The 26655-nt window shown below is 73.0% G+C and carries 20 protein-coding genes; 8 read left to right on the forward strand and 12 right to left on the reverse strand.

The features are described from left to right. Positions 1–3 precede the first annotated feature (3 nt). From cofD to ABZU32_RS25120, 3 genes are all read left to right on the forward strand, one after another. A complete protein-coding gene (gene cofD / locus ABZU32_RS25110; RefSeq protein ID WP_354925625.1) occupies positions 4–930 on the forward strand; it encodes a 2-phospho-L-lactate transferase in 927 nt (308 codons plus the stop codon). Beyond that, positions 927–2192 carry a coenzyme F420-0:L-glutamate ligase gene (locus ABZU32_RS25115; RefSeq protein ID WP_354925628.1) on the forward strand — a complete coding sequence of 422 codons (1266 nt, stop codon included), beginning with the start codon at positions 927–929 and terminating at the stop codon, positions 2190–2192. Before cofD ends, ABZU32_RS25115 begins: the two co-directional genes overlap by 4 nt. Before the next feature lie 237 nt (positions 2193–2429). After that, positions 2430–3344, forward strand: a complete 915-nt coding sequence (locus ABZU32_RS25120; RefSeq protein ID WP_354925631.1) for a hypothetical protein — start codon at positions 2430–2432, stop codon at positions 3342–3344. 27 nt (positions 3345–3371) lie between these two features. On the opposite strand, the gene ABZU32_RS25125 is transcribed toward ABZU32_RS25120, so the two are convergent. Continuing rightward, positions 3372–5147: a substrate-binding domain-containing protein gene (locus ABZU32_RS25125; protein WP_354925633.1), complete on the reverse strand. Its 1776-nt coding sequence runs from the start codon at positions 5145–5147 to the stop codon at positions 3372–3374. Between the two features lie 510 nt (positions 5148–5657). On the opposite strand from ABZU32_RS25125, the gene ABZU32_RS25130 reads away from it, so the two are divergent. After that, the gene (locus ABZU32_RS25130; RefSeq protein ID WP_354925636.1) at positions 5658–6173 is read left to right on the forward strand and encodes a peptidase inhibitor family I36 protein; all 516 of its coding nucleotides are present in this window, start codon (positions 5658–5660) and stop codon (positions 6171–6173) included. A gap of 182 nt (positions 6174–6355) precedes the next feature. Here ABZU32_RS25130 and ABZU32_RS25135 read toward each other — a convergent pair whose 3' ends face one another. After that, the gene (locus ABZU32_RS25135; protein WP_354925639.1) at positions 6356–9088 is read right to left on the reverse strand and encodes a bifunctional FO biosynthesis protein CofGH; all 2733 of its coding nucleotides are present in this window, start codon (positions 9086–9088) and stop codon (positions 6356–6358) included. A 205-nt stretch (positions 9089–9293) separates the two neighbouring features. Here ABZU32_RS25135 and ABZU32_RS25140 point away from each other — a divergent pair, with 205 nt between their 5' ends. Beyond that, entirely contained in the window at positions 9294–9452 is a 159-nt protein-coding gene (locus tag ABZU32_RS25140) for a hypothetical protein (RefSeq protein ID WP_354925642.1), read from the forward strand. 140 nt (positions 9453–9592) lie between these two features. Here the strand turns inward: ABZU32_RS25140 and ABZU32_RS25145 are convergent, their stop codons facing one another. From ABZU32_RS25145 to ABZU32_RS25165, 5 genes are all read right to left on the reverse strand, one after another. After that, on the reverse strand, positions 9593–10516 hold the full coding sequence (locus ABZU32_RS25145; protein ID WP_354925645.1) for a DNA-3-methyladenine glycosylase 2 family protein: 924 nt from the start codon (positions 10514–10516) through the stop codon (positions 9593–9595). Positions 10517–10714: 198 nt separating this feature from the next. Beyond that, on the reverse strand, positions 10715–11818 hold the full coding sequence (locus ABZU32_RS25150; protein ID WP_354837049.1) for an NDP-sugar synthase: 1104 nt from the start codon (positions 11816–11818) through the stop codon (positions 10715–10717). 15 nt (positions 11819–11833) lie between these two features. Next, positions 11834–12961 carry a glycosyltransferase family 1 protein gene (locus ABZU32_RS25155; RefSeq protein ID WP_354925648.1) on the reverse strand — a complete coding sequence of 376 codons (1128 nt, stop codon included), beginning with the start codon at positions 12959–12961 and terminating at the stop codon, positions 11834–11836. 225 nt (positions 12962–13186) lie between these two features. Continuing rightward, positions 13187–14185, reverse strand: coding sequence for a lysylphosphatidylglycerol synthase transmembrane domain-containing protein (locus tag ABZU32_RS25160; RefSeq protein ID WP_354925651.1), 999 nt, complete (start codon positions 14183–14185; stop codon positions 13187–13189). Further along, the gene (locus tag ABZU32_RS25165) at positions 14182–15042 is read right to left on the reverse strand and encodes a class I SAM-dependent methyltransferase (protein ID WP_354925654.1); all 861 of its coding nucleotides are present in this window, start codon (positions 15040–15042) and stop codon (positions 14182–14184) included. Before ABZU32_RS25165 ends, ABZU32_RS25160 begins: the two co-directional genes overlap by 4 nt. A gap of 120 nt (positions 15043–15162) precedes the next feature. Here ABZU32_RS25165 and ABZU32_RS25170 point away from each other — a divergent pair, with 120 nt between their 5' ends. Then, positions 15163–16107: a lysylphosphatidylglycerol synthase transmembrane domain-containing protein gene (locus ABZU32_RS25170; protein WP_354925657.1), complete on the forward strand. Its 945-nt coding sequence runs from the start codon at positions 15163–15165 to the stop codon at positions 16105–16107. Here ABZU32_RS25170 and ABZU32_RS25175 read toward each other — a convergent pair. From ABZU32_RS25175 to ABZU32_RS25195, 5 genes are all read right to left on the reverse strand, one after another. After that, on the reverse strand, positions 16062–17168 hold the full coding sequence (locus tag ABZU32_RS25175) for a glycosyltransferase family 4 protein (protein ID WP_354925660.1): 1107 nt from the start codon (positions 17166–17168) through the stop codon (positions 16062–16064). The two genes, ABZU32_RS25170 and ABZU32_RS25175, sit on opposite strands and share 46 nt — an antisense overlap. A 1-nt stretch (position 17169) precedes the next feature. Next, positions 17170–18099, reverse strand: coding sequence for a glycosyltransferase family 2 protein (locus ABZU32_RS25180; RefSeq protein ID WP_354925663.1), 930 nt, complete (start codon positions 18097–18099; stop codon positions 17170–17172). 198 nt (positions 18100–18297) lie between these two features. Beyond that, the gene (locus tag ABZU32_RS25185; RefSeq protein ID WP_354925666.1) at positions 18298–19218 is read right to left on the reverse strand and encodes a permease-like cell division protein FtsX; all 921 of its coding nucleotides are present in this window, start codon (positions 19216–19218) and stop codon (positions 18298–18300) included. Positions 19219–19272: 54 nt separating this feature from the next. Beyond that, positions 19273–20190: a permease-like cell division protein FtsX gene (locus ABZU32_RS25190; RefSeq protein ID WP_354925669.1), complete on the reverse strand. Its 918-nt coding sequence runs from the start codon at positions 20188–20190 to the stop codon at positions 19273–19275. A gap of 55 nt (positions 20191–20245) precedes the next feature. Continuing rightward, positions 20246–22447 (reverse strand): hypothetical protein, encoded by a 2202-nt coding sequence (locus tag ABZU32_RS25195; protein WP_354925672.1) that lies wholly within the window; start codon positions 22445–22447, stop codon positions 20246–20248. Positions 22448–22738: 291 nt separating this feature from the next. Between ABZU32_RS25195 and ABZU32_RS25200 the strand changes: the two genes are divergently transcribed. Beyond that, positions 22739–24442, forward strand: coding sequence for a glycosyltransferase family 39 protein (locus ABZU32_RS25200; RefSeq protein ID WP_354925675.1), 1704 nt, complete (start codon positions 22739–22741; stop codon positions 24440–24442). A gap of 284 nt (positions 24443–24726) precedes the next feature. Next, entirely contained in the window at positions 24727–26478 is a 1752-nt protein-coding gene (locus tag ABZU32_RS25205; protein ID WP_354837071.1) for an LCP family protein, read from the forward strand. Positions 26479–26655 lie beyond the last annotated feature (177 nt).

Consider the following 26655-nt stretch of genomic DNA (forward strand, 5'->3'; position numbering starts at 1 on the left):
CACATGCGCATCCTCTCCCTGGCCGGCGGCATCGGGGGCGCCCGCTTCCTCCGCGGGCTCCAGGCCGCCGCCCCCGAGGCGGAGATCACCGTCATCGGCAACACCGGTGACGACATCACGCTGTTCGGGCTCCGCGTCTGTCCCGACCTCGACACCGTCATGTACACCCTCGGCGGCGGCATCGACGAGGAGCAGGGCTGGGGCCGGGCCGACGAGCACCACGTCGTCAAGGCCGAGCTGGCCGCCTACGGCATGGAGCCCCAGTGGTTCGGCCTGGGCGACCGCGACATCGCCACCCACATCGTCCGCACCCAGATGCTGAACGCCGGCTACCCGCTGTCGGCGGTCACCGAGGCGCTGTGCGACCGCTGGAAGCCCGGCGTGCGGCTGATCCCGATGACCGACGACCGCGCCGAGACCCACGTGATCGTCGAGGACGAGCAGGGCCGCCGCGCGATCCACTTCCAGGAGTGGTGGGTGCGCCTGCGGGCCTCGGTGCCCGCCCGGCAGATCGTCCTGGTCGGCGCGGAGGACGCCAAGCCCGCGCCCGGCGTGCTGGAGGCGATCGAGCGGGCCGACGTGGTGATCCTGCCGCCGTCCAACCCGGTGGTGAGCATCGGGACGATTCTGCAGATCCCCGGCATCCGCGAGGCCCTTTCGGCCAAGACCGTGGTCGGCGTCTCCCCCATCATCGGCGGCGCCCCGGTGCGCGGCATGGCCGACGCGTGCCTGACCGCCATCGGCGTGGAGACCAGCGCCCAGGCCGTGCTGGAGCTCTACGGCTCGCGCCTGGTCTCCGGCTGGCTGGTGGCCGAGCAGGACGCCGGCGTCGCGCTGGAGGGGGTGCGCGTGGTCGCCAGGCCACTGCTCATGACCGACGTCGAGGCCACCGCCGGCATCGCCCGCGCCGCGCTGGAGCTGGCCGGATGATCAGCGTCCACGGGGTGCCCGGACTACCCGAGGTGCGGCCCGGCGACGACCTCGCCGAGCTGATCGCGCGCGCGGTGCCCGATCTCGCCGACGGCGACATCCTCGTCGTCACCTCCAAGATCGTGAGCAAGGCCGAGGGCCGCGTCCGCGAGGCGGACGGCCGCGCCGAGGCGATCGCGCAGGAGACCGAGCGGGTGGTCGCCCGCCGCGGCGACACCGTCATCGCCCAGACCCGCCACGGCTTCGTCATGGCGGCGGCCGGGGTGGACGCCTCCAACACCGAGCCGGGCACCGTGCTGCTCCTGCCGCTGGACCCGGACGCCTCGGCCCGCCGCATCCGCTCCGGCCTGCCGGTGCGGGCCGGGGTGATCCTGTCGGACACCTTCGGCCGCCCCTGGCGCAACGGGCTCACCGACGTGGCGATCGGCGCGGCCGGCGTCCGTCCGCTCGACGACCTGCGCGGCCGCTCCGACGCCTACGGCAACCCGCTGTCGGCGACGGTGACGGCGCTGGTCGACGAGATCGCGGCGGCGGCAGAGCTGGTCAAGGGCAAGCTGGACGGGGTGCCGGTGGCCGTCGTGCGGGGGCTGTCCCATCTGGTGACCGACGAGGACGGCCCGGGGGTGCGCCCGCTGGTCCGGCCCGCCGACGAGGACATGTTCCGGTACGGCTCGGCCGACGTGCTGTTCGCGCGGCGCACGATCAGGGAGTTCTCCGCCGAGCCGGTGGACCCGGCCGCCGTCAGGCGGGCCGTGGCCGCCGCGGTGAGCGCGCCCGCCCCGCACCACACGACGCCCTGGCGGTTCGTGCTGCTGGAGTCGGCCGGCGCGCGCGAGAAGCTGCTGGACGCCATGCTCACGGCCTGGGTGCGCGACCTGCGCGCCACCGGGTTCACCGAGGAGTCGATCGCCCGCCGCGTGCGGCGCGGGGACGTCCTGCGCCGGGCCCCGTACCTGGTGGTCCCCTGCCTGGTGATGGAGGGGTCCCACACCTATCCCGACGAGCGCCGCAACGCCGCCGAGCGCGAGATGTTCGTCGTCGCCACCGGCGCGGGCGTGCAGAACCTCCTGGTGCACCTCGCCGTCGAGGGCCTGGGGTCGGCGTGGGTCTCCTCGACGATGTTCTGCCGCGAGGTCGTGCGCGAGGTGCTGGACCTGCCGGGCACCTGGGATCCGATGGGCGCCGTCGCGGTCGGCCACGCCGCCGCGCCGCCCCGCGACCGTCCCCCGCGCGACCCGGCCGACTTCATCGTCACCCGCTAGAGGCCCGGCCGCCGCCCCGCCGCCCTCCTCACCGCCGCGTGCGCTGCGGCCGGACATCGGGCCGGTCGTCGCATCTGACCGTGAGGCCCTGAGCGTTGAGCACCCTTACGTTTCCACGCAAAGGTCTTGTTCCCGCATCCGGCGCTCATCGATGCTGCGGCCATCGAGCGCTTCCGGTGGCGCGAATCCGGCCGCCGCCCGACAGCGGCCGGGCACGGGGGACGAAGAGGAGAGCGCATGCGGTTACATCGGCGTGCCGTCGCCGCCATCGTGGCGGTGGGAGCGACCGCGCTGGCGGTGGTCTTCCACGCGCTGGACGAACCGGCTCCCAGCCGGTCCGCGGCCGCGGCCACGTCCGCCGCTCCCACGCGGTCCCTCACAGAGCAGGAGAAGGACCTGCTGCACGACGCCGAGGACAAGCTGATGCGTTCGTGTATGGGAGCCCGCGGCTTCGACATGTGGGCCGTGCCCCGGCGGCCGCTGCCGGAAGACCGCGACTTTCCCTACGTCATCGACGATGTGCCGTGGGCCTCCCGGCATGGCTACGGCAGTGACATTCAGGCGCAACGCGACAAGTTGCGCAGATCCGATCCCAACCGGCGGTACTTCACCGGTCTGCCGCCGACAGAACGGCAGCGCGCGTTGGACGCTCTGCACGGCGAACGATCCGCGAGGCGACTGGAGGTCACGACCCCGAACGGCATGACCGTCGGCCGGGCCGACGACGGTTGCATCGCGCAGGCCCAAGAGAAGCTCTACGGGGACCTCGAAGTGTGGTTCCGCGTCACGACGATGACCGATGCGCTCACCGAGATGCGCGGAAGACAGGTGCTCGCCGATACCGGGTTCACCGAGTCGGTCAAGAAATGGTCCACCTGCATGAGTGCGAAGGGGTTCCGCTACACAGATCCCTATGAAGCCCGCGCCGCGTTCACGAACCCGGACAAAGCCGCGGCGCGGGCGAAAGAAGTGCGCACAGCGGTCGCCGAGGCCGGATGCGCGAGCAGCAGCGGCCTGTCCGACACCATCCGTCGCCTGGACCGGCAGTACGGCGAGCGCCTGCGGCGTGCGTACTCCGACGAGGTGAACACCCGGCTGCGAATGGAGCTCGCCGCGCTGGGACGCGCCGGCTCCCTCGTCCAGACCAGATGAGACCCGGCATGTCACGGAATTGCCTCGTCAGCCGGAACCACCGCAGGTCGGGTGGCACAGGCGGCGGGCCAGGGCGCCCAGGAAGACGTCGATGATCTCGCCGGGACGGGACGCCACGTGCAGCGACCCGTTCGTGATCGAGGTGATCTCGCCGAGCGCGGCGCGGTCCACGTCCCGGCCGAAGGCGATGACGATGATCTGGACGGGCCGGTCGGGGTCCCATGCCTCCCGCAGCCCGCGCACGAGCTCTTGGCGGGAAATCCCGGCCCCATCGTCCTCGCCTGCCGTGATGACCAACAGCGAGTTGTTCATCGCGGGGTCGTAGGAGGCGGTGACCTCCCGGAATCCGGCCAAGACCGCGTCGTACAGCGAGCTGTCGCGGGCCGGGAAGGCACGGAGAGTACGGGTGAGGGTCTCCAGGCGCGAGCGGCGGGTCAGCCGGTCGTCGTCGCGGTCGGGCCGGACGATCGGCCCGAGGCCGACGAGCCGCCGGTACCCCTTGCCTCCGCCCAGCCCGTCGGCGAACTCCCACAGGCCCATGCTCGTCGACGCGGGGAACAGCTGAAGTCCCAGCCGGGCGGCCTCGAGCGCGACGGAGTGGCGGGTGGCGCCCTTCTTCCCGGCGATCGGCTCGGCCATGTGCCGCCCGGCGTCGGCCAGGACCAGGATGTCGCTCGGCGGGGCCAGCCGGCTCCAGGCGTCGAGCGCCTGGTCGATCACCGTGGGCGTGATGGACGGGCGCGGGCGTGGGTGATCGACGGCAATTCCCGGACCGGCACCGATCGGCGGCCGGGCGCCGTCCGGGAGCCGGAACCCGCCGCGCCGCACGGCGTCCCCCACCTCGGGCGACCGCAGCCACTCGCCGAACAGCCGCGCACCGGCGGCGTCGGCGGTGTCGGCGGCCGTCACGACGTAGGGGTAGTCGAGCATGATCGTGCCCTCTTTGGGGTGCAGCGCGACGAGCGGATCGCCCGCGGGCGCCTGGTCGTGCAGCCACACCGACTGCTCGGGCACGACGACGACGGGCCGCTGCCAGAAGGACCGGTCGTCCACGGCGGCGAGCATCGAGCGGTAGTCCGGAGCCGACCCGGCCTGCGCCATGCGCACGAAGGCGGTCAGCTCCCTCGCCCCCTTGCCCCCGGTGCCGGCGATGTCGGTGGCCGCCGCCACGGTGGCGATGCCGGCGCCGGAGACCGACGGATCAGGGATCCGGACGACGTCCGGCTCCCGGGAGGTGGGCTGGAGCCGCCCGCGCGCCGTCGCCGGGAAGATCATCTCCCAGCTCATCTCGGTCCCGCCCTCGGCGAACCGCCGGGCCAGCGAGCGGCGGGTGGCGAAGACCAGCGGCGAGGTGGCGACGACCGTCTCGGTCGGCGCGACGTCCGGCGCCCCCTGCTTGCGGGCCAAGCGCACCCAGGCGGAGGAGTCGGGGATCCACGCGTCCGGGCGCCCGGCGAGCACCCCGGCCCGGTCTCCGGTCAGCGTCCGCATGACGGGCGCAGGCGGCTGCTCGGTGACCTGCACCAGCACGCACCGCCCGTCCACCGCGGCCCTGCGGGCGTTGAACCGCTCGGCCGCGGCCATGGCGACCGGGGATATGTCCACGGCGGCGTCCACGCCGACCAGGACGGGGTCCCGGCCGGAACAGCCGCCGGCGCCGCGGACGACCTTCACCGTGACCGCGACCGCCGCCAGGGCCAGGACGGCGGCGAGCACCACGGGCAGGACCCGGCGCCTGCCGCGCCGGGGCGCGGGCTCGGCGATCGGATCCGCCCGGTGCCGACCAACTCGACCAGACGCCACAATTCGCCTTTCCCTGAGGACGAGTCGGACGATTGTCCCAAGGGATCCCACAAGCCGCGCAAGTCCTCGCACGGTGTGAGTGAGGAACTTGTTATAACTCCCGTCTGATAGCGCGCCGTACGCGGAACCCGGGAGCCGCCCGCCCGTGCCGCGCGGACGGACGACCCCGGCGGCCGCCCGTCAAGATCGCGGCAGGGCAGCGGTGGGCCACGGGCGGTGGACGCCGGGCGGTCGCCGCACCGACCGCCGAGGCCCGGCCTCGGGCACCCTTGCGTTTCCCCGCAAAGGTCTTGTTGCCGCATCCGGCTCTCAACAATGCTGCGGCCATGAAACACCCGTGATTCACGTTCTGCGCCGGCCCCGCTTCACGCGATTCCGCCAGGCGCCGCCGTCGGAGCATGCGGTGGCCGCGAATCAGGCCACCCAGATCCTCATGAACCGCGCGCCTCATTCACGAATCCGGCTGAAGCCGCGGCGCGCCAATGAGCCGGTGAAAGAAAAGAGAGAGAAATGCACAGGAGAAACACCGCCCTCGCCGCGCTGGGACTCGCCGCCCTGGCGCTGTTCGCCACCCCCGGTGCCGCGCAGGCGGACAACCCGTCCTCATCCGATTCCGCCGTGACCACACCGACCTCGAAGGCCGCGCCGATCGCGTCGGCCCCGTCGGCGGTGTCGGCGGCATCGACACCGGATGGCTACTTCCTAGCATGGTATGAGACCAACAGAGGAGGCCCTTACTGCCGGTGGCTCAATGATGACGGCAACTGGGACACCTGTTCCGGAATGTTCAGCGAGATGGGCATGCGCAATCAGGCGAGCTCCTTGGAGAATCGCGGCTGGCCCGGCTCGTACGACGACGTCAACCTGTACTACAGCCCGAACTACCTGGGCTCCAGAAACTGCCTGCCCAACGGCTACTATCTGAACAACCTGGCGGGCATCTATTACCTGTGGGACGGAAAGTCGGGCCAGGGCCAGTCGATGAACAACAACATCGCCAGCCACCGCTGGACGAACTCCTGTTGAGCCCAGCGGCACAGCGACGCCGGCGTCTTCGCGCCTGAGAGCGCCGCGGCATCCGGCGAAGGGCTCCTCGCTCCCGACGAAGGAGATCGGGAACGGAGAACCCCTGCCGGATGCAGCGGCCCGGAGATCACCACAGGCAGAACAGACTCGCGACGCGTCGCGGTTCCGCGGGAAGGGGCGGGTCAGGCGGGCGGGACCGCGACGCGTCGCGGTCCCGCGAGGAGGGCCGGGTCAGGCGTGCGGCGGACGCTGCGGCAGACGCCGTCGCTGGCCTTCGCGGCGGCCAGGCGCTCGGGTGAGGGGGTGCCGTAGCCGGTGGTGCGCTGGCGCAGTGAGCGTCCGGTCGGCTCCACCATCGCGGCGATGTCACTGATCGTCTTGTAGGAGCCGTTCTCCGACCCGGCCATCCTGCTGATCGTCTCCTCCATCAGCGTGCCGCCCAGGTCGTTCACGCCGCCCGACAGCACGGCCCGGCACAGGTCGTCCTGGAGCTTGACCCACGAGCACTGGATGTTGGCGATCGCGCCGTGCAGCATGACGCGCGCCAGCGCGTGGACGGCGCGGTTCTCCCGGGCCGTCGGTCCCGGGCGCGCGATGCCCGCCAGGTAGATCGGGGCGCTGTGGTGCACGAACGGCAGCAGCACGAACTCCGAGAAGCCGCCGGTCTCCTCCTGGATGCGGCGGATCAGCCGGATGTGGGCCACCCAGTGGGCCGGGGTGTCCACGTGGCCGTACATCATCGTCGAGGTCGTCGGGATGCCCACACGGTGCGCGGTGGTGATCACCTCGACCCACTCGCGGGTCGGGAGCTTGCCCTTGGTGAGCACCCAGCGCACGTCGTCGTCCAGGATCTCCGCCGCCGTGCCCGGCAGCGAGTCGACCCCGGCCTCCCTGGCGGCCACCAGCCAGTCGTGGATCGACAGATTGATCCGGCTCGCGCCGTTGATGACCTCCATCGGGGAGAAGGCGTGGACGTGCAGGTCCGGGCACCGCTTCTTCACCGCCCTGGCGATGTCGAAGTAGGCCGTTCCAGGCAGGTCGGGGTGGATGCCGCCCTGCATGCACACCTCGGTCGCCCCTGCCTCCCACGCCTCGGCGGCCCGGTCGGCGACCTGGTCCAGGGACAGGGTGAAGGCGTCGGCGTCGGTGCGCCGCTGCGCGAACGCGCAGAAGCGGCAGCCGGTGTAGCAGACGTTGGTGAAGTTGATGTTGCGGTTGACGACGTAGGTCACCTCGTCGCCGACGGCCTCCCGCCGCAGGCCGTCGGCCACCCGGCACAGCTCCGCAAGGTCGGCGCCGTCCGCGCCGAGCAGCGTGAGGGCCTCGGCGTCGGTGAGCCCCACCGGGTCGGTCTCCGCGCGGCGCAGGGCCGCGCGCATCTCCCCGTCGACGGCCCCAGCGCGCGCCGGGGCCACCCCGGCCTTGGCTGCCCCGGCCTTGGCTGCCCCGGCCTTGGCCGTCGCGGCCTGGGCCGCTTCGTCCGCGACCGGTCCTGTCGCGGCCACCCCGGCCGAGGCGGCAGGCACGCCGCCAGGCGCGACGCCGGCCGGGAGCCGGTCGCGCAGGGCGTCCCAGTCGCCGTAGACGCGGGCGAAGTCGTCGCGCCGGTCCTGCGCCCGACCTGAGGCGTCCACCTCCACGTGCAGGTCGGTGCGCCCGGCGGCGGCGAACCCGCCATCGGGCTCCTGCCACGGCCTGCCCTCGGGGTTCACCGGCCGAGCCAGGCCCGTCTCGGGGTCGGCCAGGGCCGCGACGTGGCCGCGCAGGCGCGGGTCCAGCCAGGGCTCGCCGGCCAGCACGTACTCGGGGTAGATCGTCAGGCGCTCCTTGAGCGTGAACCCGGCGGCGGCGGTGCGGGCCGCGAGCTCCTCGATGTGCGGCCAGGGCCGCTCGGGGTTCACATGATCGGGGGTCAGCGGCGAGACCCCGCCCCAGTCGTCGATGCCGGCCCTGATCATCAGGTCGTACTCGTCGCCGATGAGGTTGGGCGGCGCCTGAACGCGCGTCCGCCCGCCGAGCACGAGCCGGGTGACCGCGATGGTCGCGGCCAGTTCGCTGAGGTCGGCGTCCGGCATGCCGCGCATCGCGGTGTCGGGCTTGGCGCGGAAGTTCTGGACGATGACCTCCTGGACGCCGCCGTACTCCCGGGCGACCCGCCGGATCGCGAAGATCGACTCCGCGCGGTCGGCGACGGTCTCGCCGATGCCGATCAGGATGCCGGTCGTGAACGGCACGTTGGAGCGGCCGGCGTCCTCCAGCACGCGCAGGCGGACCGCGGGGTCCTTGTCCGGGGAGCCGTAGTGGGCCTGGCCCTTCTCCTCGAACAGCCGGCGGGAGGTCGTCTCCAGCATCATGCCCATGGACGGGGCGACCGGCTTGAGTCGTTGCAGGTCGCGCCAGGTCAGGACGCCGGGGTTGAGGTGCGGCAGCAGCCCGGTCTCCTCCAGGACGCCGATCGCCATGGCGCGCACGTAGGACAGGGTGTCGTCGTAGCCGTGGGCGTCCAGCCACTCGCGGGCCTGGTGCCAGCGGTCCTCGGGCCGGTCGCCGAGGGTGAACAGCGCCTCCTTGCACCCCATGGCGGCGCCCTGCCGGGCGATCTCCAGCACCTCGTCCGGAGTGAGGAACGGGGCGGGCAGCTTGCCGGGGGCGGTGGCGAACGTGCAGTAGCCGCAGCGGTCCCTGCACAGCCGCGTGAGCGGGATGAACACCTTTCGGCTGTAGGTGACGACCTGCTCCCTGCCCACGGAGGCCAGCCCGGCGTCCCGGACGCGGCCGGCGTGGTCGAGGAGGCGGTCGAGGTCGGCGCCCCTCGCGTGCAGGAGGACCGTCGCCTCCGCCGGGTCGAGCGCCTTGCCGTCCCTGGCCCGGGCCAGCGCCCGCCGCATGGCTGCGTCTGTGGGATTCGCGTTCATGCATCGCACAGTACGAAACCCTCGCGCCCCGGCCCTTGGGCGGGGGTGCGCCGCGCCCTGTGACCGATCAACCTCCGGAGTCGGCGCGCACGCTCATCGGTTAAGAGGCTCTTAACGGTACTGCCCAGAGAATCTCGATGGACGTGAAACTATGCACGCGCACATAATGGGAGGGCACCCAAGGGAACCTTCTCAAGGAGTCACGATGTCCTGGCTGATCCTCGTCCTCATCGCCGCCGCCGCCGTGCTCGCGCCGCTGTTCGGCACCGACACCCGTGACGGGCGCGACTGGGCCTCCAGCTCCCCGACCATGGCCGGCGACCGTTCCTCGTTACTCGCTGACCGGCCCGCCCCGGCCCGCTGACCGACCCTCTCCCGCTGACCCGCCCGCTCGGCCCGCTGACCGGCGCGCCCGACGGCCGACCGACCTGTACGGCCCGCTGACCCGCCCGCTCGCCCCGACTGACCCGCCCGCTCGCCCCGCGTGACCGGCGCGCTCGGAGGTCAGAAGGAGCGGTAGTCGCGGGCGGCCATCCGCGGCCCGCGCGCCGGCGGCCGCCGGCCGCCGAGCTCCAGCAGCCGCACGATGCGGTGGCGGTGCCCCCGGTAGGGCGACAGCAGCTCCAGCATCCCCGCGTCGTCGGTCTTGCGGCCGGTCAGCGACCAGCCGACCAGCGACGGAAGATGGTAGTCGCCGACCGAGACGGCGTCGGGGTCCCCGTACGCCCGCTGACGGACCTCCGCCGAGGTCCACACCCCGACGCCCGGCAGCGCCCGCAACAGCCGGTCGGCCTCGGCCTCCCCCGCCGCCTCCAGCTTGGCGGCGTGCAGGGCGGCGTTGACGATCGTCCTGGCCCGCACGGCCTCCGCCCCCGCCCGGTGCCAGTCCCAGGACGGGATCGCCCGCCACACCTCGGGCTCGGGGAACACCCGCATCGTCGCCGGCGCCGGGCCCGGCGCGGGATCGCCGTAGCGGGACAGCAGCCACCGCCACGCCCGCCACGCCTCCCGGCCGACGACCTTCTGCTCCAGCACGGCGGGCACGAGCGCCTCGAACACGCGCAGCGTGCGGCCCACCCGCAGACCCGCGTGCCGGGAGGCCAGCTCGCGCACCAGCGCGTGCCCTTCGGGGCCGAGCGCCCCCATCAGGCGCGCGAAGTCGCCGACCCGGTCGTGCGCGCCGAGCAGATCCGGCAGGGTCTCCAGCATCCAGCCGGCGCCGGGCCCCCAGGCGTGGGCGACCACCGTCCGCTCACGCGGCTCCACGGTGACGCGCAGCGTGCCGGGCCCCTCGGGGGTGCGGGAGGTGCGCCAGATGGCCCGGTCGGCGGTGAGCTGCCAGGCGGGGTCGCCGCCACCGCGCCGGTGCGGCGCCATGGCCGACTCGACGTCCGCCGGAGCGTCCGGCCGCCACCTGCGTTCTCGCACAACGCCAGACTAGTTCTCGCCCGACGCCGGACTATTGGCGCGGCCGGGGCCCGGCCGCGCCCTCCCCTGGAGCAGATCTCCCCCACGCCAGACCTCGCAGACGTCGAACCCCGGGACGTCGAACCTCGTCGGCGTTGAACGTCACAGACGTCGAACCTCGCAGACGTCAGACGTCGCAGGAGTCAGACGTCGCAGGGGTCAGACGTCGCTGGAGAAGCGGACGGCGCCCGGCGGCAGCCGCACGTCCGGCCACACGCGGGCCCCGGCCAGCAACTCGTTGCCCGGCCCGACGACCGCGCCCTCGCCGATGACCGCGTTGCGCAGCACCGCCCCCGACGCCACCCGGGCCCGCGCGCCGACCACCGAGTCGACGACGACGGCCCCGGACTCGATCACCGAGTCGGCGTCCAGCACACTGCCGTGCACCGACGCGTCGGACTCCACGACGGCCCGCGGCCCGACGACCGTGCCGCCCTCGATCTTGGCGCTGGGCGAGACCTGGGCGCCGGGCAGCGCCATGAACTCCCCGCAGGGCGCGGGCAGCGCCGGAGAGGGCAGGCGGCCCAGCACCAGGTCGCAGGAGCCCTGGACGAACGCGGCGGGAGTGCCCACGTCCAGCCAGTAGGAGCGGTCGGCGTACCCGAGCACCAGCTCGCCGGCCGAGATCATGCCGGGGAACGTCTCGCGTTCGACGGAGACCACCTGCCCCGCCGGGATCCGGTCGATGGCCGAGCGCTGGAAGACGTAGCACCCGGCGTTGATGCGGTTGGTCACCGGGTTCGGGGTCTTCTCCAGGAAGGCGGTCACCCGGCCCTGGTCGTCGGTCGGCACGCACCCGAACCGCGAGGGGTCGTCCACCTCGGTGAGGTGCAGCGTCACCGCCGCTCCGCGCGAGACGTGCATCCCGACCTGCTCGGCGATGTCGTGCCCGGACAGGATGTCGCCGTTGAGCACGAGCACCGGCGCGTCCGGGCCGCAGGTGAGCGCCTCGGCGGCGTTGCGGATCGCCCCGCCGGTGCCGAGCGGGGTCTGTTCCGTCATGTACGAAAGCGACAGGCCGAAGGAGGAGCCGTCTCCGAACGCCTCGGCGAACATCGAGGCGCGGTAGGAGGTGGCGAACACGATGCGCCGGACGCCGAAGGACCGGGCACGCGCGAGTTGGTGGGCGAGGAACGGCACGCCCGCGGTGGGAAGAAGCGGCTTGGGGGTGCTCAAGGTGAGAGGGCGAAGACGGGTGCCCTGCCCGCCTACGAGGAGAATGGCCTCCAGGTGCGCCGACTCCGGCGAGTAGCTGCTCGTCACACCGGTGAGGCTAGCTCACTGATCGACCGCTCGTTGAAAGCTCATCATATGCGCCTCGGCGGAGGCCTCCCACGTGAACTCTCGCGACCTGGCCAGCCCCGCCTCGGCGAGCGCGCGCCGGCGTTCCCCGGACGAAAGGAGCGCCCGCAGCGCGTCGCTGATGCTCCCGGCGTCGGGCTCGGTGTAGGCGACGGCGTCCCCGCCGACCTCGGGCAGCGAGGTGCGGTGGGTGGTCAGCACCGGCGCCCCGCAGGCCATGGCCTCCAGCACCGGCAGCCCGAAGCCCTCTCCGCGGGAGGGGAAGGCCACCACGACCGCGCCGCCGAGGAAGCCCGGCAGGTCGGCGAAGGAGAGGTAACCCGGGCGCACGACCCGCACGGCCACCGGGAGCGCGCTGATGGCCTCGTCCACCTCGTCGCTCCACCCCGCCCCGCTCGCCAGGACCAGCGCGGGAGAGCCCGGCAGGTCGCGGACGGCCTGCCCGAAGCCCTTCACCAGGTTCGGGACGTTCTTGCGCGGCTCGAAGGCGCCGAGGAAGGCGACGTACGGGCGGCCGCGCAGGCCGAGCCGCCCCGACACCCGCTTGACCTCCTCCTCCGACGGCTGGTGGAACAGCGCCCGGTCGACCCCGTGGTAGGCGACGTCGATGCGCGTCGGATCGGCCGCGAGCACGCGCACCAGCTCGTCGCGGGTGGCTTTGGAGGGCACGATGACCCGCTCGGCGCTGCGGACGGCCGTGCGCGTCGCCGCGCGGAAGAAGGACGCCCTGACGTTGTCGTGCCGTCCGGGCTCGGTGAACCAGGTGACGTCGTGCACGGTCGCGACGGTGGGCAGCCCGGAGTGCAGCGGGATGGAGTAGTACGGGGCGTGGATGACCTGCGCGCCGACCTGGCGGGCCAGCACAGGGATGCCCGTCTGCTCCCACACCAGCCGCGCGGCGCGGTTGGTGATCGCCGGAGGCCCGGCGAGGATGCGGGCGGAGGGGGCGATCTTGCCGTAACGCTCGGCGTCGGCCCGCTGGCAGACCACCGACAGGTCGGCGCCGGCCCGGTCGAGCGCGGCGACCAGCCCGTCGACGTAGCGGATCAGGGCGCCGCGGTCGGCCGGAACCGCCGCGGCGTCGACGAGCACTCGGGGCGTCAAGAGCGATCGCTCCCTTCCGATCTCAGTGCCGGTCATCGGCGGAGATCGCGTGCGGGCGAAGGTCACCAGATCGGTGCTGACCGGCAGGGCCACCCGTGTGTCCCCCGGTCACCGCCGGCCCCTCGCCCCCGATCCCCATCGGCATCACTCTATTGCGAGGGTCCCCGAAACCGTGAGAGATATGACAGGCATTTAGGGCGTCCGGTGGGCAACGAATGCGGAAAATCAGTCGTGTTCGGCGGTGACGGGAACGGATTCCGCGCGCCGGGCGGCCAAGCCCGCGAGGCCCGCCCACATCAGGTCGCCGAGCGAGACCAGCAGCCGCGAGCACAGCGCGGCGGCCAGCGCCGTCCCACCGGGAAGGACGGGGGCGAGCGCCGCCACCATCGCCACCTCGCGCACCCCGGCCCCGGCGGGCGCGATGACCACGATGAACCCCAGGCACCAGGCCAGCGAGAACGCCCCCAGGGACAGCGCGAGGGCGCGCGGCCCGGCGGCGCCGAGCCCGGTCACGACCAGCCAGAGGTGGACGCCGTAGGCCGCCCAGCCCGCGAACGCCCAGCCCACCGAGGCCAGCACGCCGCGGCGGCTGAGCGGGCGCTCCAGCGGCGGCCGGCGCAGCAGCCGCAGGCCGAGGCCGAGCACGCCGTTGACGACGCGCGGGTGCAGTCCGGCGACCAGCACGGGCAGCAGCAGGAGCAGCCAGGCGTAGCGGGCGACCGAGTCTCCGGCGAAGGCGGGCAGGGTGAGCACCGCCACGCCCAGGCCGCTGGCCAGGTAGATGGGGTAGGTCAGGAAGAAGGCGGTGGCGCTGCGCGAGCGCGGGACGCCGAGGTCCTTGCCCATCTCCATCTGCGCGAGCACCGGCCACAGCGAGCCGGGGATGTACTTGCCGAGCTGGCCGACGAAGAACACCTTGGCGGCGTCGGTGAGGGCGAGAGGCGACCCGAGGTCGGCCAGCAGGGCACGCCACATGAGCATCCCCGCCGACAGGGCCGCGAGGACGGCCACCAGCGATGCGGCGAGCAGCGGCCACGACAGCCGGGAGAAGCCGTCGGCCACCTGTGACCAGCGCCCGGCGACGGCCCACGCCCCGAAGCCGAGGGCCACCAGCAGGAACAGCAGCCGGACCAGCTTCTTGCGCGCCGAGCGGGCGGGCGGAGCGGTCACGGCGTCCGGACCGGGCACGGCGTCCGGACCGGACATGGGGTCCGGAGGGGTCATGGGGTGCGGACCGGCTCGGGGGGCTGCGGGAGGGCGGGGCCCAGCGGCCGGCGGGGCGTCTTGGTGGCCACCCACAGATAGGTGGGCACGACCGGCAGCAGCGCCCGCAGCGCCGGGCGCGGCGTGCGCGCCAGCGTGCCCTGGGCGGCCCGTCCCACGGCGCCGGGGAACAGCTCGGCCCCGGCGAAGCGCTCGGGCGAGGCCAGCACCGGGAAGGAGTAGTCCCAGACGTGGAATCCGGCGAGCATGCGCCGCAGCCCCGCCCGGGTGCGGAAGCGCTCGTAGTAGTGGTCGGCGCGGCCGAAGGCGCGCACGTACCGGTCGGCCAGCGACGGCGGCAGGTAGGACAGGAACGGCAGCTTGTAGTGCGGCTCCATCACCCCGAGCCGGTTGCCCAGCCCGAGGTAGAGCACGCCGTCGTCGGCCAGCACGCGGTGCAGCTCGCGCACCACGGCGTCAGGGTCGACGACGTGCTCGTAGATGTGGTTCAGTACCAGCACGTCCATGGACCCGTCGGGGAACGGCAGCGCGGTGCCGTCGGCGCAGACGAACTCGACCCGCTCGCCGAACCGCCCGGCCGCCTTGCGCAGGCCCGGCACGTCGATGTCGATGCCGAAGGCGTGCCGCGCGCCCGCCGAGGCCAGCTCGTCGGCGATGAACCCGGCCGAGCAGCCGATGTCGGCCACCGTCAGCCCGTCGAGCACGCCGGGAGCGCCGTCGCCGGGGGCGGGGTCGCGGCCCAGGAAGTGCGCCAGGACGGCGATGATCTTGGCGGCCTTGCGGCGCCGCTTCGCCTCGTCCAGCATCGCCGCCTGGATCTGCGAGTACTCAAGCTGCGCCACGCGTTCACTGCCCACGGCCATCCACCCTAGTGGCTGGCGACGGCGGGACTCGTATGGTCACGGGGCGGCCATGATCGGGCAACGCGGCGGAGCAGACGGCTACCGGCCGGTAACCAGCCGTCGTACGCTGGGCGGATGGTGAACCGGCTGCGATCAAGTCCTCTGCTCCGGGTGGGGCTCGCGCTCGTCGCCCTCGGGTTCCTGGCCTACGGCCTGTCCCGCAACTGGAACGACACGGTGGCCGCGATGGCCCGGCTGTCGTGGTGGACGGTCGCGGGGTCCTTCGCCGCGGTCCTGGTGGGTCTGGGGTTCATGCTCGTCGCCTGGCAGGTCGTGCTCGCCGGGTTCGGCTCGCCCCTGCCGATGCGCGTCGCCGCCAAGGTGCTGTTCGTCGGGCAGCTCGGCAAGTACGTCCCCGGCTCGGTGTGGGCGTTCGCCGCGATGATGGAACTGGCCCGCGACCACGGCTCGCCGCCGCGCCGCACCTTCGGCGCGACCGTGATCGGGCTGGTCGTCTCGCTCGGGTGCGCGCTCGGCCTCGCCGCGGTCACCCTGCCGCTGACCTCGCAGGACGTGGCCAGGCAGACGTGGTACCTGCTGCTGCTCATCCCGTTCATCGTGGCGGGGCTGCACCCTCGCGTGCTGACGTTCGCGCTGAACCTCGTGCTGCGCGTCGCCCGCAGGGAGCCCCTGGAGCAGGTGCTCCCCGGCCGGGCGATGCTCGTGGCGGCCGCCTGGACGATGGGCGGATGGCTGTTCTACGGCCTGCACATCTGGCTGCTGCTGCGCGACATGGCCCCCGGCGGCCCGTCGCTGCTGGCCGTCGCCGCCGGGGCCTACGCGCTGGCCTGGGTGACCGGGCTGCTCACCGTGATCATCCCGGCGGGCATCGGCGTCCGCGAGGGGGCCATGGTGCTGGTGCTCGCGCCCGTGCTCGACGCCCCGCACGCACTGGTCATCGCCGTGGTGTCCCGGCTGGCCTTCACCTTCGCCGACGTCGCCTGGGCGGGCATCGGGTTCGTGGCGGCGCGCGGTCAGGCGCCCGCCGACAGCAAGGCGGCGGTGTACGCGGCCCAGTGAGGCTCGGGGTCGACGGCCTTGACGCCCTGGCGCAGCCGCTCGGGCTCGCCGTCCTGGTAGAAACGCCCGATCGCCTCGGTCAGCGCGTCCACCGAGCCCGGCTCGGCCAGCAGGCCGTCCACCCCGTCGGTGACGTGGTCGGCGAGCGCGCCCACCCGGGTGGCGATGACCGGCAGCCCGTGCTCGTGGCCGAGCCAGGCGTTCTGGCTGGCCGTGGCCGACCGGTAGGGCAGCACGAGGGCGTCGGCGCAGGCGAACAACCCCGGCACGTCATCGGCCGCGACGTACCCCGGCCGCAGCTCGACCCGATCGTCCAGGCCCAGCTCGGCGACCAGGGCGCGCGTCTCTTCCAGGCCGCCCCAGAACTCCCCCGCCACCGTCAGCGACACGCCCGGGACCCGGGCGAGGGCGCGCAGCAGCAGGTCCAGGCCCTTGTACGGGCGCACCATGCCGAAGAACAGCAGCCTGCGGCGCACTCCGCCGGACGCCGCCGCGAGGCTCTCGCCCCCGGACGCCGCGAGCCCCTGGCCCTTGGACGGCAGGTGCGGCGGCAGGCCGGCCACGCGCACCGGCGCGGGCGCCAGCCCGCGAGCGAGCCCCGCCTGCTCCTCGGAGTGCGCGAGCACGCGGTCGACCCGGCGCAGCAGCGCCCTGACCAGCGGCGCGTCGTACGGCTTGCGCTCGTGCGGCAGCACGTTGTGGCACAGCGCGACCACCTCGGTCGCGCGGCGCAGCCCTGCCAGGATGCCCAGATAAGGGGGCACCTGCACGGGGCTGAGCAGGGTCAGGACGGCCAGGTCGGCGCCGCGCAGCCGGCGCCCGCAGCGCAGCCACCCGTCGGGACGGCGCCAGTCGAGCTCGCGGCGGGCGCCGGGGAACGGCTCCCCCTCCGGCGCGGAGATCGTCTGCTGCCCCGGGTACAGGAAGGAGGGGTACTGGGCGCGCCAGGACTCGATGACGACCTCGTGCCCCAGCGCCGTCAGCCGGTGGGCGAGCTCGGTCGTGTGCTGCGCTCCGCCGCCCTTGTACGGGTAGGTGGGCCCGACGATCGCGACGCGCACGTCATTCGCCCCGAGATCGCACGATCAGGTCGGCGAGCAGCGCCAGCGACCCGATGATCAACCCCGAGAGGAACGTCATCACCGTGCTCGCCGGGAAGTAGAACGGGTGGCGGATCATGTCGACGACGCCCTTGCCCAGCGCGATGACCACCAGCCAGATCGCCGGCGGCATGAGCACCTTGAGCGGGTTGAAGTACATCACCATCCGTAGCACCTGCAGGATGTAGCGGTAGGCGTCGGAGATGAAGCTGAACTTCGACGTGCCCGCCCGCTTGCTGTACTCGATCGGCATGTAGTGCACGTCGTGCTGGTTGGACAGGAACGCCAGCGTGATCGTCGTCACGCAGGAGAACCCGGGGGGCAGCAGCCGCAGGTACGGCAGCGAGACCGACCGGCGGAAGGCCCGCAGGCCGGAGTTCAGGTCGGGGATCTCCTGCCCGGCCAGCCGCTCGGCGACCTTGCGGATGAACCACTTGGCCGGCACGCGCAGGATCTTGTGCGACCCCTGCTCGCTGGTGCGCGCCCCGACGACCTGGTCGATCGTCGGATCCTTCTCCAGGATCTGCACCAGCTCGGGGATGCGCTCGTTCGGGTAGGTCATGTCGGCGTCGGTCCACACGACGATCTCGCCGCGCGCGTCCTGGGTGCCGATGCGCCGCACGGTGCCCGAGCCGCCGTTGCGGTGGAAGGCGACGATGTTCATGTGCGGGAACCGGGGCGCGGCCTCGCGCAGCCGGTCGAGCGTCCCGTCGGTGGAGTGGTCGTCCACCGCGACCAGCTCATAGGTGTAACCGCTGGCGTCCATGGCGCCGGTGATGCGCTCGACCTCGGCGATGACGTGGTCCTGCTCGTTGTAACAGGGCAGAACGATCGTCACATACGGCTTGGCGTCCACGGCGGATCCAGTCTCAGGCGTCTCGGTCACACTCACGTCGGGCGAGGATACAGTGCCCGGCCGGCATCCGAGTGTCCCTCGACCCCATCTAGGACTCTTCCGTCCCCTTTTGTCGTTCTGCCCGCCGGGTCGGCTCGTACTCCCCGTCCCTCCCGTCACCGAAGGCCGCACGCGAGACCCCAGCACCGCCCGCACGCCCGGCATGTCCTTCGGCGGCCTCGCGCACGCTGTGACTCAGAGGACGGACTGGACGCCGGGCACGTTCTTCAGCGCCTGCCGTATGAGCTCGGCCGCGTCCGGCCGGGCGAGCTTCACGTGATAGGACTCCGGCATGTTCACCAGGAGTTGGGGAGGACCGGCCCTGTCCTCGGGGTCGTAGTGCTTCCGCAGCTTCAGCGCGTGCTCGCGATCCTCGAAGTAGATCTTCTCCACCCCGTCCACCTCCCGGATCCGGTCCAGGATGACCTCTCTCTGCCGTTCGGTGGGCGACTGGTACCTGGAGGACGCGCACGCCTTGGGCGCGCCGGTGCCGCACAGGGTCACGGTCACGTTCGCCTTGCCCGTCCAGAAGTCCGTCGGCGCGCGATAGATCCTCCACACGCCCGTGATCCGGCCGCCCCGTTCCGCCACCTGGCCGAAGACACCGGGGCTGGTGAGAACCCCCTCGAAGGCGTCGCGGAACATCTCACGGGTCATCGTCGTCACCAGGCCGTCGGTCCGGTAGACGACGCCGTGCTTCTTGCCCGCCTCCTGGAACTCGGCCTCGCCGCTGACGAACCGCACCGAGGCCACCCCCGGGACGGCTCGCAGCTCCGCCTCGATACGGCGGAGGTCTCTGGTGGCCTCCGCGCCGCCGGCCTGGCACTCCGCGAATTCAGGCTCGCATAGGAAGACCGAGAACCTGTCCTGCACGGGCAGGGCGACATCGGGCGGCGGCAGCGGCTCGCGGGACTTCAGGTACAGGTATCGGCCGCCGCCCCCGACCAGCCCGAGCAGGACGACGACGGCCGCCACCACCGCCAGCGGTCTCCGGTGAGCCGACGCCCACCGCCTGCCCGCCGCCTCCCACACGCGTAATCGGGACTCGCGTTCGGAGTCTCCGTCCCCGAACGACAACTCCTCGCCGGTCTCGGACGGCTCGGCTCGCCACTCCATGTCGTCAACTCTTCCGATCGTGACGACCCGCCGTCAACCGCGGGCCGCGCGGGATCACCGCACGTCTTCGACGCCGGGCACGTTCTTCAGCGCCTGCCGCAGGCGCTGGGACGCGTCAGGCCCGGCGATCTTCACGCGGAAGGACTCCTGCATGTTCACCAGCAGCAAAGGAGGGTCGAAGGACCGGTCCTCGGGGTAGTAGTGCTTCTGCAGCCGCAGCGCGTGTCGCCTGTCCTCGAAGTAGACCTTCTGCACCCCGTCCACCTCGCGGATCCTGTCCACGATGGCCTGCCTCTGCCGCTCCGTCGGCGACTCGTAGTCGAGCGGCGCACACTCCTTGGCCGCGCCGGTGCCGCACAGGATCACCGTCACGTTCGCCTTGCCCGTCCAGTATTCCGTCGGCGTCCGCCAGACGTCCGCCACGCCCGCCACCAGACGGCTCCGCGCCGCCACCTGGGCGAAGAGCTCGGGGCCGCGGAGCACGCCCTCGAAACCGTCGGCGAACATGTCACGAGTGATCGGCATCATCGAACCGTCCGGCTGCTGGTAACCGCCCTCCTTCTTGACCCGCTCGAACTCGGCCTCGCCGCTGCGGAACCGCACCGAGGACACCCCTGGCACGGCCCGCAGATCGTCCTCGATACGGCCGACGTCCTTGGCGGCCTCCGCGCCGCCGTCCTGGCACTGTGTGATTCCGGCCCCGCACAGGACGACGACGAACCTGTCCTGCACGGGCAGGGCGACGTCCGGCGGCGGGAGCGGCTTGCGGGACTCCTGGTACAGGTGCCAGCCGCCGGCGCCCAGCGCCCCGAGCAGGACGACGAACGCCGCAACGGCGGCCAGCAGCTTGCGATGCGCCGAGACCCACGTCCGGCCCGCCGCCTCCCATGCCGATAATCGCGACTCGCGCCCGGGGTCGTCCCCGAACGACAGCTCCTCGCCGGCCTCGGGGGGTTCCACTCGCCAGTTCATGGCGTCCACTTTCCCGATCACGCCTCTCGGGCGTCAAACGACGAGCCGGAAACGGTCAGACCGCGCCGGGGATGACCATCCACACGTCGATCGAGAGGGACCAGGTGCCGTTCGGGGCGTCGATGAGGGAGCGCTCGTCCTGGCGCGTACGGAGCCGCACCACCTGCACAGGCGTCCCGTACCGGATCAGCTGCACCTTCTCGGCGGCCAGCAGCACCGGGACGCGCCCGGCGGCGCGCACGCGCCGGACCAGCCGGGTCACGTCGGAGGCCGCCGCCACGTCGCGCGTCTTGTCCGCCCCGCCGTCGTCCGGGGCGGTCGCCGCCGGGGCCCCGGGGACCGGAGGCGTGGCGCCCCCGCCCTCCGTCCGGACCTGCGCGGCCGGCCGGTCGCACATGGCCCGGACGACCTGGGTGAACCGGTCGCCGGTGACCCGCTCGATCATCAGGACCGACGCGTCGGGCGGCAGCGCCGCGCACAGCTTCCGCACCGCCGCCGCCTCGCCGCGCTCGACCGGAGTGAAGGCGGTGCCGATCGACGTGACCGTCCCCGGCGCCACCAGCAGCACGGCGCCCGCCGCCGTCAGCCACCGCATGGCCGTCGTCCCGTACCCGGCGGCGCGGATCCTCACCCACGCCCAGCGCAGGCCCCACACCGCGAGGACGACCAGGCCCGGGATCACCACCGGCACCAGCCGCCGCGACGCGAACGGATGGTCGGGGGTGATGGCGGGCCGCCACAGCGTCGTCACGGTCGTCCAGCCGATGATCGCCAGCGGCAGCGGCCACGGCAGCCCCCTGCCCCGCGCCATCCGCCGCACCAGCACGGCGGCGGCGAGGGTGGCCAGCAGGACCACGGGCACGCCGACGTACCAGATCACCCAGTACAGCGACTGCTCCGAGTAGAGGCGGGCCGGATCGGGCCGCATCCCGTTCGCCTGCTGCGTCCACTTGATGAAGATGGAGTTCAGCGTGTCCTCGACCGTGGCCGGCACGCGCCGCACGGTCTGCACCCACGGGCGCACGGCGAACCCCGCCATCACCAGGACGACCAGCGCCGCCAGCACCTCGGGCAGGCGGCGCCCCGGACGCCACGCGCGCACGGCCCTGCCCGCCGCCGGGATGACCCGCGGCCCGGCGACCGCGCCCGCCACGGTCAGCAGCAGCACGGCCCCGCAGATCACCAGCAGCGGCCTGACCGAGTCCGACAGATAGTTCAGATACGGCCGCGACAGGAAGAAGGCCGCCACCAGGCCCAGGCCTGCGCCCGCCAGCAGACCGCCGAGCAGCGGCACGCCCATCCGCGCGTACGCCTCGCCCCGGCCGCGCCGTCCGCGCAGCGCGATCAGGAGCCCCGCGTACACAAGGACGGGGAGCACGTCCCGCAGCCCGTCCACCCGTACCAGGACGGCGAGACCGAAGGACAGGCCGGCCAGCACGGCCGTCCCCCGCGACCGGCCGAGCGCGTCGGCGGCCAGCGCCATGCCACCGAAGATCAGGATCAGGGACGGGATCTCGCTGAACGTGGTGCGCGAGGTGTAGAGGATCGGCAGCGCGACGGCGAACGCCAGCGCCGCCACGGGCGCCCACCGCGCGCCCGCCAGCCGGGCGGCGACCCCGGCCACGGTCAGCACGGCCAGCGCGCCGAGCACCGGCGGCACCATCAGCAGCCCGGACAGCCCGCCCAGCCACGCGCCGATGGAGTCGATCAGCGGCGCCCCCGGCATGAACTGCGGCACCACCGCGCCGCCGTGGTCGTAGAAGCCGATGCTGTCGAACCGCAGCGCCGGGTCCGGACCGCCGAACGCCGCCGTGGGATAGGGCATGGGCAGGAAGCCGTGCCCGGCCAGCCAGGCGGTGTACTGGGCGTAGGTCGCCGGGTCCCTGCGGACGATCAGCTGCTCGGTGTGGAAGATCGCGTTGAACACCCCGGAGGCGACCGCGACCCCGACGACCGCCCACACATGCCCCGCCGAGGCGTCCCCCACCTCTCCCCCGCCTCGCGCGTCGCGGGTGTCGTGCGGCCGTCCGGCGAGGCCACCGGGCGGCCTCGCGGACCGGGTGCCGTACACGCACAGGGCCGCGGCGAGGGCGCCGCCGAGCAGCAGCGCGGGCAGGGGACGGAACCAGCCGGCCAGCAGCAGCGGCAGTCCGGCGAGCAGCCAGCCGGTCAGGACGAGCGCGGGCATGGCCGTCACCGCCGCGAGCACCCGGCCCGCCTGCGGCCACCCTGAGCGATCGCGCCAGACTCCGTCCATGATCCCGGCGAGCCTAGCGGCCGCACTGTCCCCCCGTGTCGCCACGCACCCCTCCCACCGGTACCTTCCCACCCCCGAGAACCAGCGACGCTCTCGGGCCGCGCGGCGGCCGGTGACGGCCGCGAGCCGCCGAGCAGGTCCGCGCGGCCGGACAGCGCACGGGCCGGTCGGCGCGGGGGCCGGAACGGGGCGCGGGCGGGTGGCCGGCCGGTAACGTAGCGGCGCGTACGCGGGTCTCGCGTGCGCGTTCGTGTCTTCCCGGGACGCCGGGACCCGTGGGCTGGGGGTGGAGTGGTCGCTTCGGAGCGGGGCTCCGGCGTGCGGAGCGGCGCGGGCGAACCCTCCGGGCCGTCCTCCGGCGGGCGGGTCCGTTCCTGGTGGCCGCCCTCGGGCGGGGGATTCTCCTCGCGGTGGTCCTCGGAGCGGGCGGGCGGGCGGCTGTGGGGCGGGCTGCGGGCGCACCGGTGGTTCCTCGGGGTGCTCGGGCTCGGCGTGGCGCTGCGCGTGGTGACCATGCTCGGCTACCGGCCGGTGCTGTGGTTCCCCGACTCCTACACCTACGTGGTGACGGCCCTGCGTCCCCGTCCCGACCTGGTGCGGCCCGCCGGTTACTCGATGTTCCTGCGCCTGCTGGAGCCGTTCCACTCCTTCGGGTTCGTGGCGTTCGTCCAGCACCTGCTCGGGGCGGCCATCGGCGTGCTGGTCTACGCCGCGGTCAGACGGGCCGGCGGGCGGGTCTGGGCGGCGACGCTCGCGGCGGCGCCGGTGCTGCTGGACGCCTACCAGGTCCAGCTCGAACACCTCCTGGTCTCCGACACGCTGTTCGCGTTCCTGCTGGTGGCGGCCATGTACGTGCTGCTGGGCCGGCCCAGGTGGCGCGCCGTGTGCCTGGCGGGGGCGCTGCTGGGCGCGGCGACGCTGACGCGCACGGTGGGACTGCCGCTGCTCGCCGTCGTGGCGGTGTGGCTGCTGGTCCGCCGTCCCAGCCGGGAACCGCTGGTCCGCCGTCCCCGGAAGCAGACCTCCGGCGCCGACGCCGCCGGAGCGGTGTGGCCGCCGGTCGGGCGTCCCGGTGAGCAAGCGCCGGCTGCCGGACGCGCCGTCGGTGCCCGCGGGGTCATGACGCGGGCATGGCGGCGGGCATGGCGGCGGGCGCGGCCGGCGGCGGTGCTGGTGCTCGTCGCGCTGGTGCCCATCGCGGGGTACGCGGCCTGGTTCTGGGCGACCTACCACCGGGTCGGCATCGTGGGCTCCAACGGCGTCTTCCTGTACGGGCGGACGATGTCGTTCGCCGACTGCTCGGTCATGCGCCCGCCCCGGGACCTCGCGGTGCTGTGCGACGACAGGCCGCCCTCGCGCCGCCCGCCGTCGCAGGAGTACGTGTGGGCGCCGGACGCGCCGTTGGTGGCGTTGCCGGGCATCACCTTCACCCAGGAGACCGACCGGCTCGCGGGGCGGTTCGCGCTGCTCGCGTTGCGGAGCCAGCCGCTGGACTACGCCGCCTCGGTGCTCTCGGAGCTGGCCCGCTCGTTCACCCCGAACCGCCCGGTGTACCCCGACCAGGAGATCTACGACTACTACGAGTTTCCGGCGCGGACGCCCCCGCCGCCGGGACGCTACCCGGCGACCTACGGGGCGAGCCTCGCCGTGCGCTATGAGCGGGGTCCGATCGGCACTCGCGTCGTCGAGCCCCTCGCGGGGTGGACCCGTGCCTACCAGGACGTGGTGTGGCTGCCGGGCACGGCCTTGCTGGCCGTGCTGCTCCTGCCTCCGGGCGTGGCGGCGGGACGCGCGTGGCGGTCGCGGGCGCGCCGCCGCGCGGAGGGGCCTGGGGCGAGCCGGACGGCGTGGGCGCCGCCGTGGGTGATGGCGGTGTCGTTGCTGGTCATTCCGGCCGCCACGGCGGAGTTCGACTACCGCTATGTGCTGCCCGCCGTGCCGCTGGCGTTCCTGTCCGCGGGGCTCCTGACGGCGAGACAGACGGATCGGTCATGACGGTCGTGACCTGGTGATCCTGTGAACTTCCAGTAAACCCACCGTTTGCGTTATTCCAGGAAATATCCTCGTGTCGGTATGCTTGGCCGCCCGATCGACCCCCTCTGGAGTAACCGTGATCATGCGCCTGTTCCTCCGATCATGTCGCCCAGAGTCGGCCCGGTGACTAACCTCATGACGAAATGAGCGAGCACCGACACGGCGCCACGGTCACCAACCATCGGAACGCGCCTCCCGCCTCCGGTCGCCGGTCCAGCCGCGGCCGAGCGATGGAGCAGCCTCCCGTGGACGTCCCTCCCCGCGAAGGGGGCCGCCGCCGCAGAGGCGTCCCCCCCGACGCCCCCGCCCCGGTACGGCCCGCGGGCCCCCACGGCCCGTACGAGAACCATCCCTCGGGCCCGCAGGACTTCCCCATGGTGGACGAGCAGCGCGGCCGCCGCCAGCGCGGCGGTCCCGTCGAGGGGCCTCCGCCGCCGGACGAGCCCGGCCGCGGTCGGCGACGCGGCGGCGGCGACGGCGGTCCCGGAGGCGGCGGCCCGCCTCCGCACGGCAGCGGCGGCAACGGGCGCATGCGCGTCCTGGCCTACGTCAGCATCGCGCTCACCAGCGTCATGGTGCTGCTGGCGCTCACCGGCTACACGCTGTACCGCAACGTGCTCGGCGAGGTCCGCACCGAGGACGTCAGCGGCGACCTCAACGCCAACCGCCCCGTGAACGCCACCGGGGCGCTCAACGTCCTGCTGGTCGGCTCCGACTCGCGGGCCGGCGACAACAAGAAGTACGGCCAGCACATGAGCGACCTCGGCGAGCGCACCGACACGATCATCCTCATGCACGTGTCGCCGAACCGCGACAAGGCGACGCTCATCAGCTTCCCGCGCGACTCCATGGTGCAGATCCCCGAGTGCAAGAACGCCCGCACCAAGGTGGCCATGCCGCCGCGTCTCGACATGATCAACTCCGCCTTCAACGAGGGCGGCATGGCCTGCACGATCAACACCATCGAGGCCAACACCAACATCCGCGTCGACCACTACCTCAAGGTCGACTTCACCGGCTTCAAGGCCATCGTCGACGCGCTCCAGGGCATCCAGATCTGCGTGCCGACGGCGGTGGACGACAAGCAGGCCAAGCTCCACCTGCAGGCCGGCAAGCAGATCGTCAAGGGCGAGACCGCGCTCGCCTACGTCCGCGCCCGCCACTCACTCGGCGACGGCAGCGACATCAGCCGCATCAAGCGGCAGCAGATCTTCCTGTCCCAGGTCGTGAAGAAGGCCACCAGCGGCGACACCCTGACCAACCCCGGCAAGCTGCTGGCCCTGGTCAAGGCGGCCGCCCACTCGGTCGTCATGGACCCGCAGCTCGACGTCGACACGCTCATCCAGATCGCTCAGAGCGCGCGCAGCCTCACCGCCAAGGGTGTCAAGTTCGTCACGGTTCCCTGGCAGCCGTACACGGAGGACAAGAACCGCGTCCAGTGGAAGCAGCCGGACGCCGGCAAGATGTTCGAGTCCCTGCGCACCGACACCGAGGTCACCCCGTCCCCGGCGCCCAGCGCGTCGGCCTCCGGGCCGGCCAAGCCCGCGATCAAGCCGGGCCAGGTGCGCATCCAGGTCGTCAACGGCACCAACACCGCCGGCAAGGCCAAGGAGGTCGCCGAGGCGCTCGCGGCACAGGGCTTCAAGGTCACGCAGGTCGGCGACGCGCGCAACGCCGACGGCACCGACCGGCCGAAGACCATGCTGCTCTACGCCAAGAACGCCGCCGACGGCGCCGACTACGCCGCCCCGGTGGCCGCGAAGCTGGTGCCCAAGGTCACCCCGGCCTCCGGCAAGGTGAAAGCCGGCCTGGTGCAGCCGTTCACCCCGTCGGTGACCCCCACCACCCCGCCGGCCGGCGCGACCGCGACGCCGGCGCCCGGCGCCCCGATCATCCAGCTCGTCATCGGGGCCGACTTCAAGAACGTCAAGGTGCCGGTCACCATCCCCGACAGCGCCCGGGTCGTGGACTCCAAGACCGACGTCTGCAGCACCTGACCCGAAAGGCCGACAAAGGCCGAAAAGTCCTGGACAAGGCCCGGTTCCCCTGCGGGACCGGGCCTTGTCCATGCCGCGCCCGGCTTCTGCGGGAATCCGGTGCGCGGGTGGTGGGGCCCTGATGGCGGTTCAGCGACGCCCATGCTCGCCAGGGCGCTGCTGCGAGACGCGGATCCC

The organism is Sphaerisporangium sp. NPDC005288, assembly GCF_040607475.1.
Classification (GTDB): domain Bacteria; phylum Actinomycetota; class Actinomycetes; order Streptosporangiales; family Streptosporangiaceae; genus Sphaerisporangium; species Sphaerisporangium rhizosphaerae.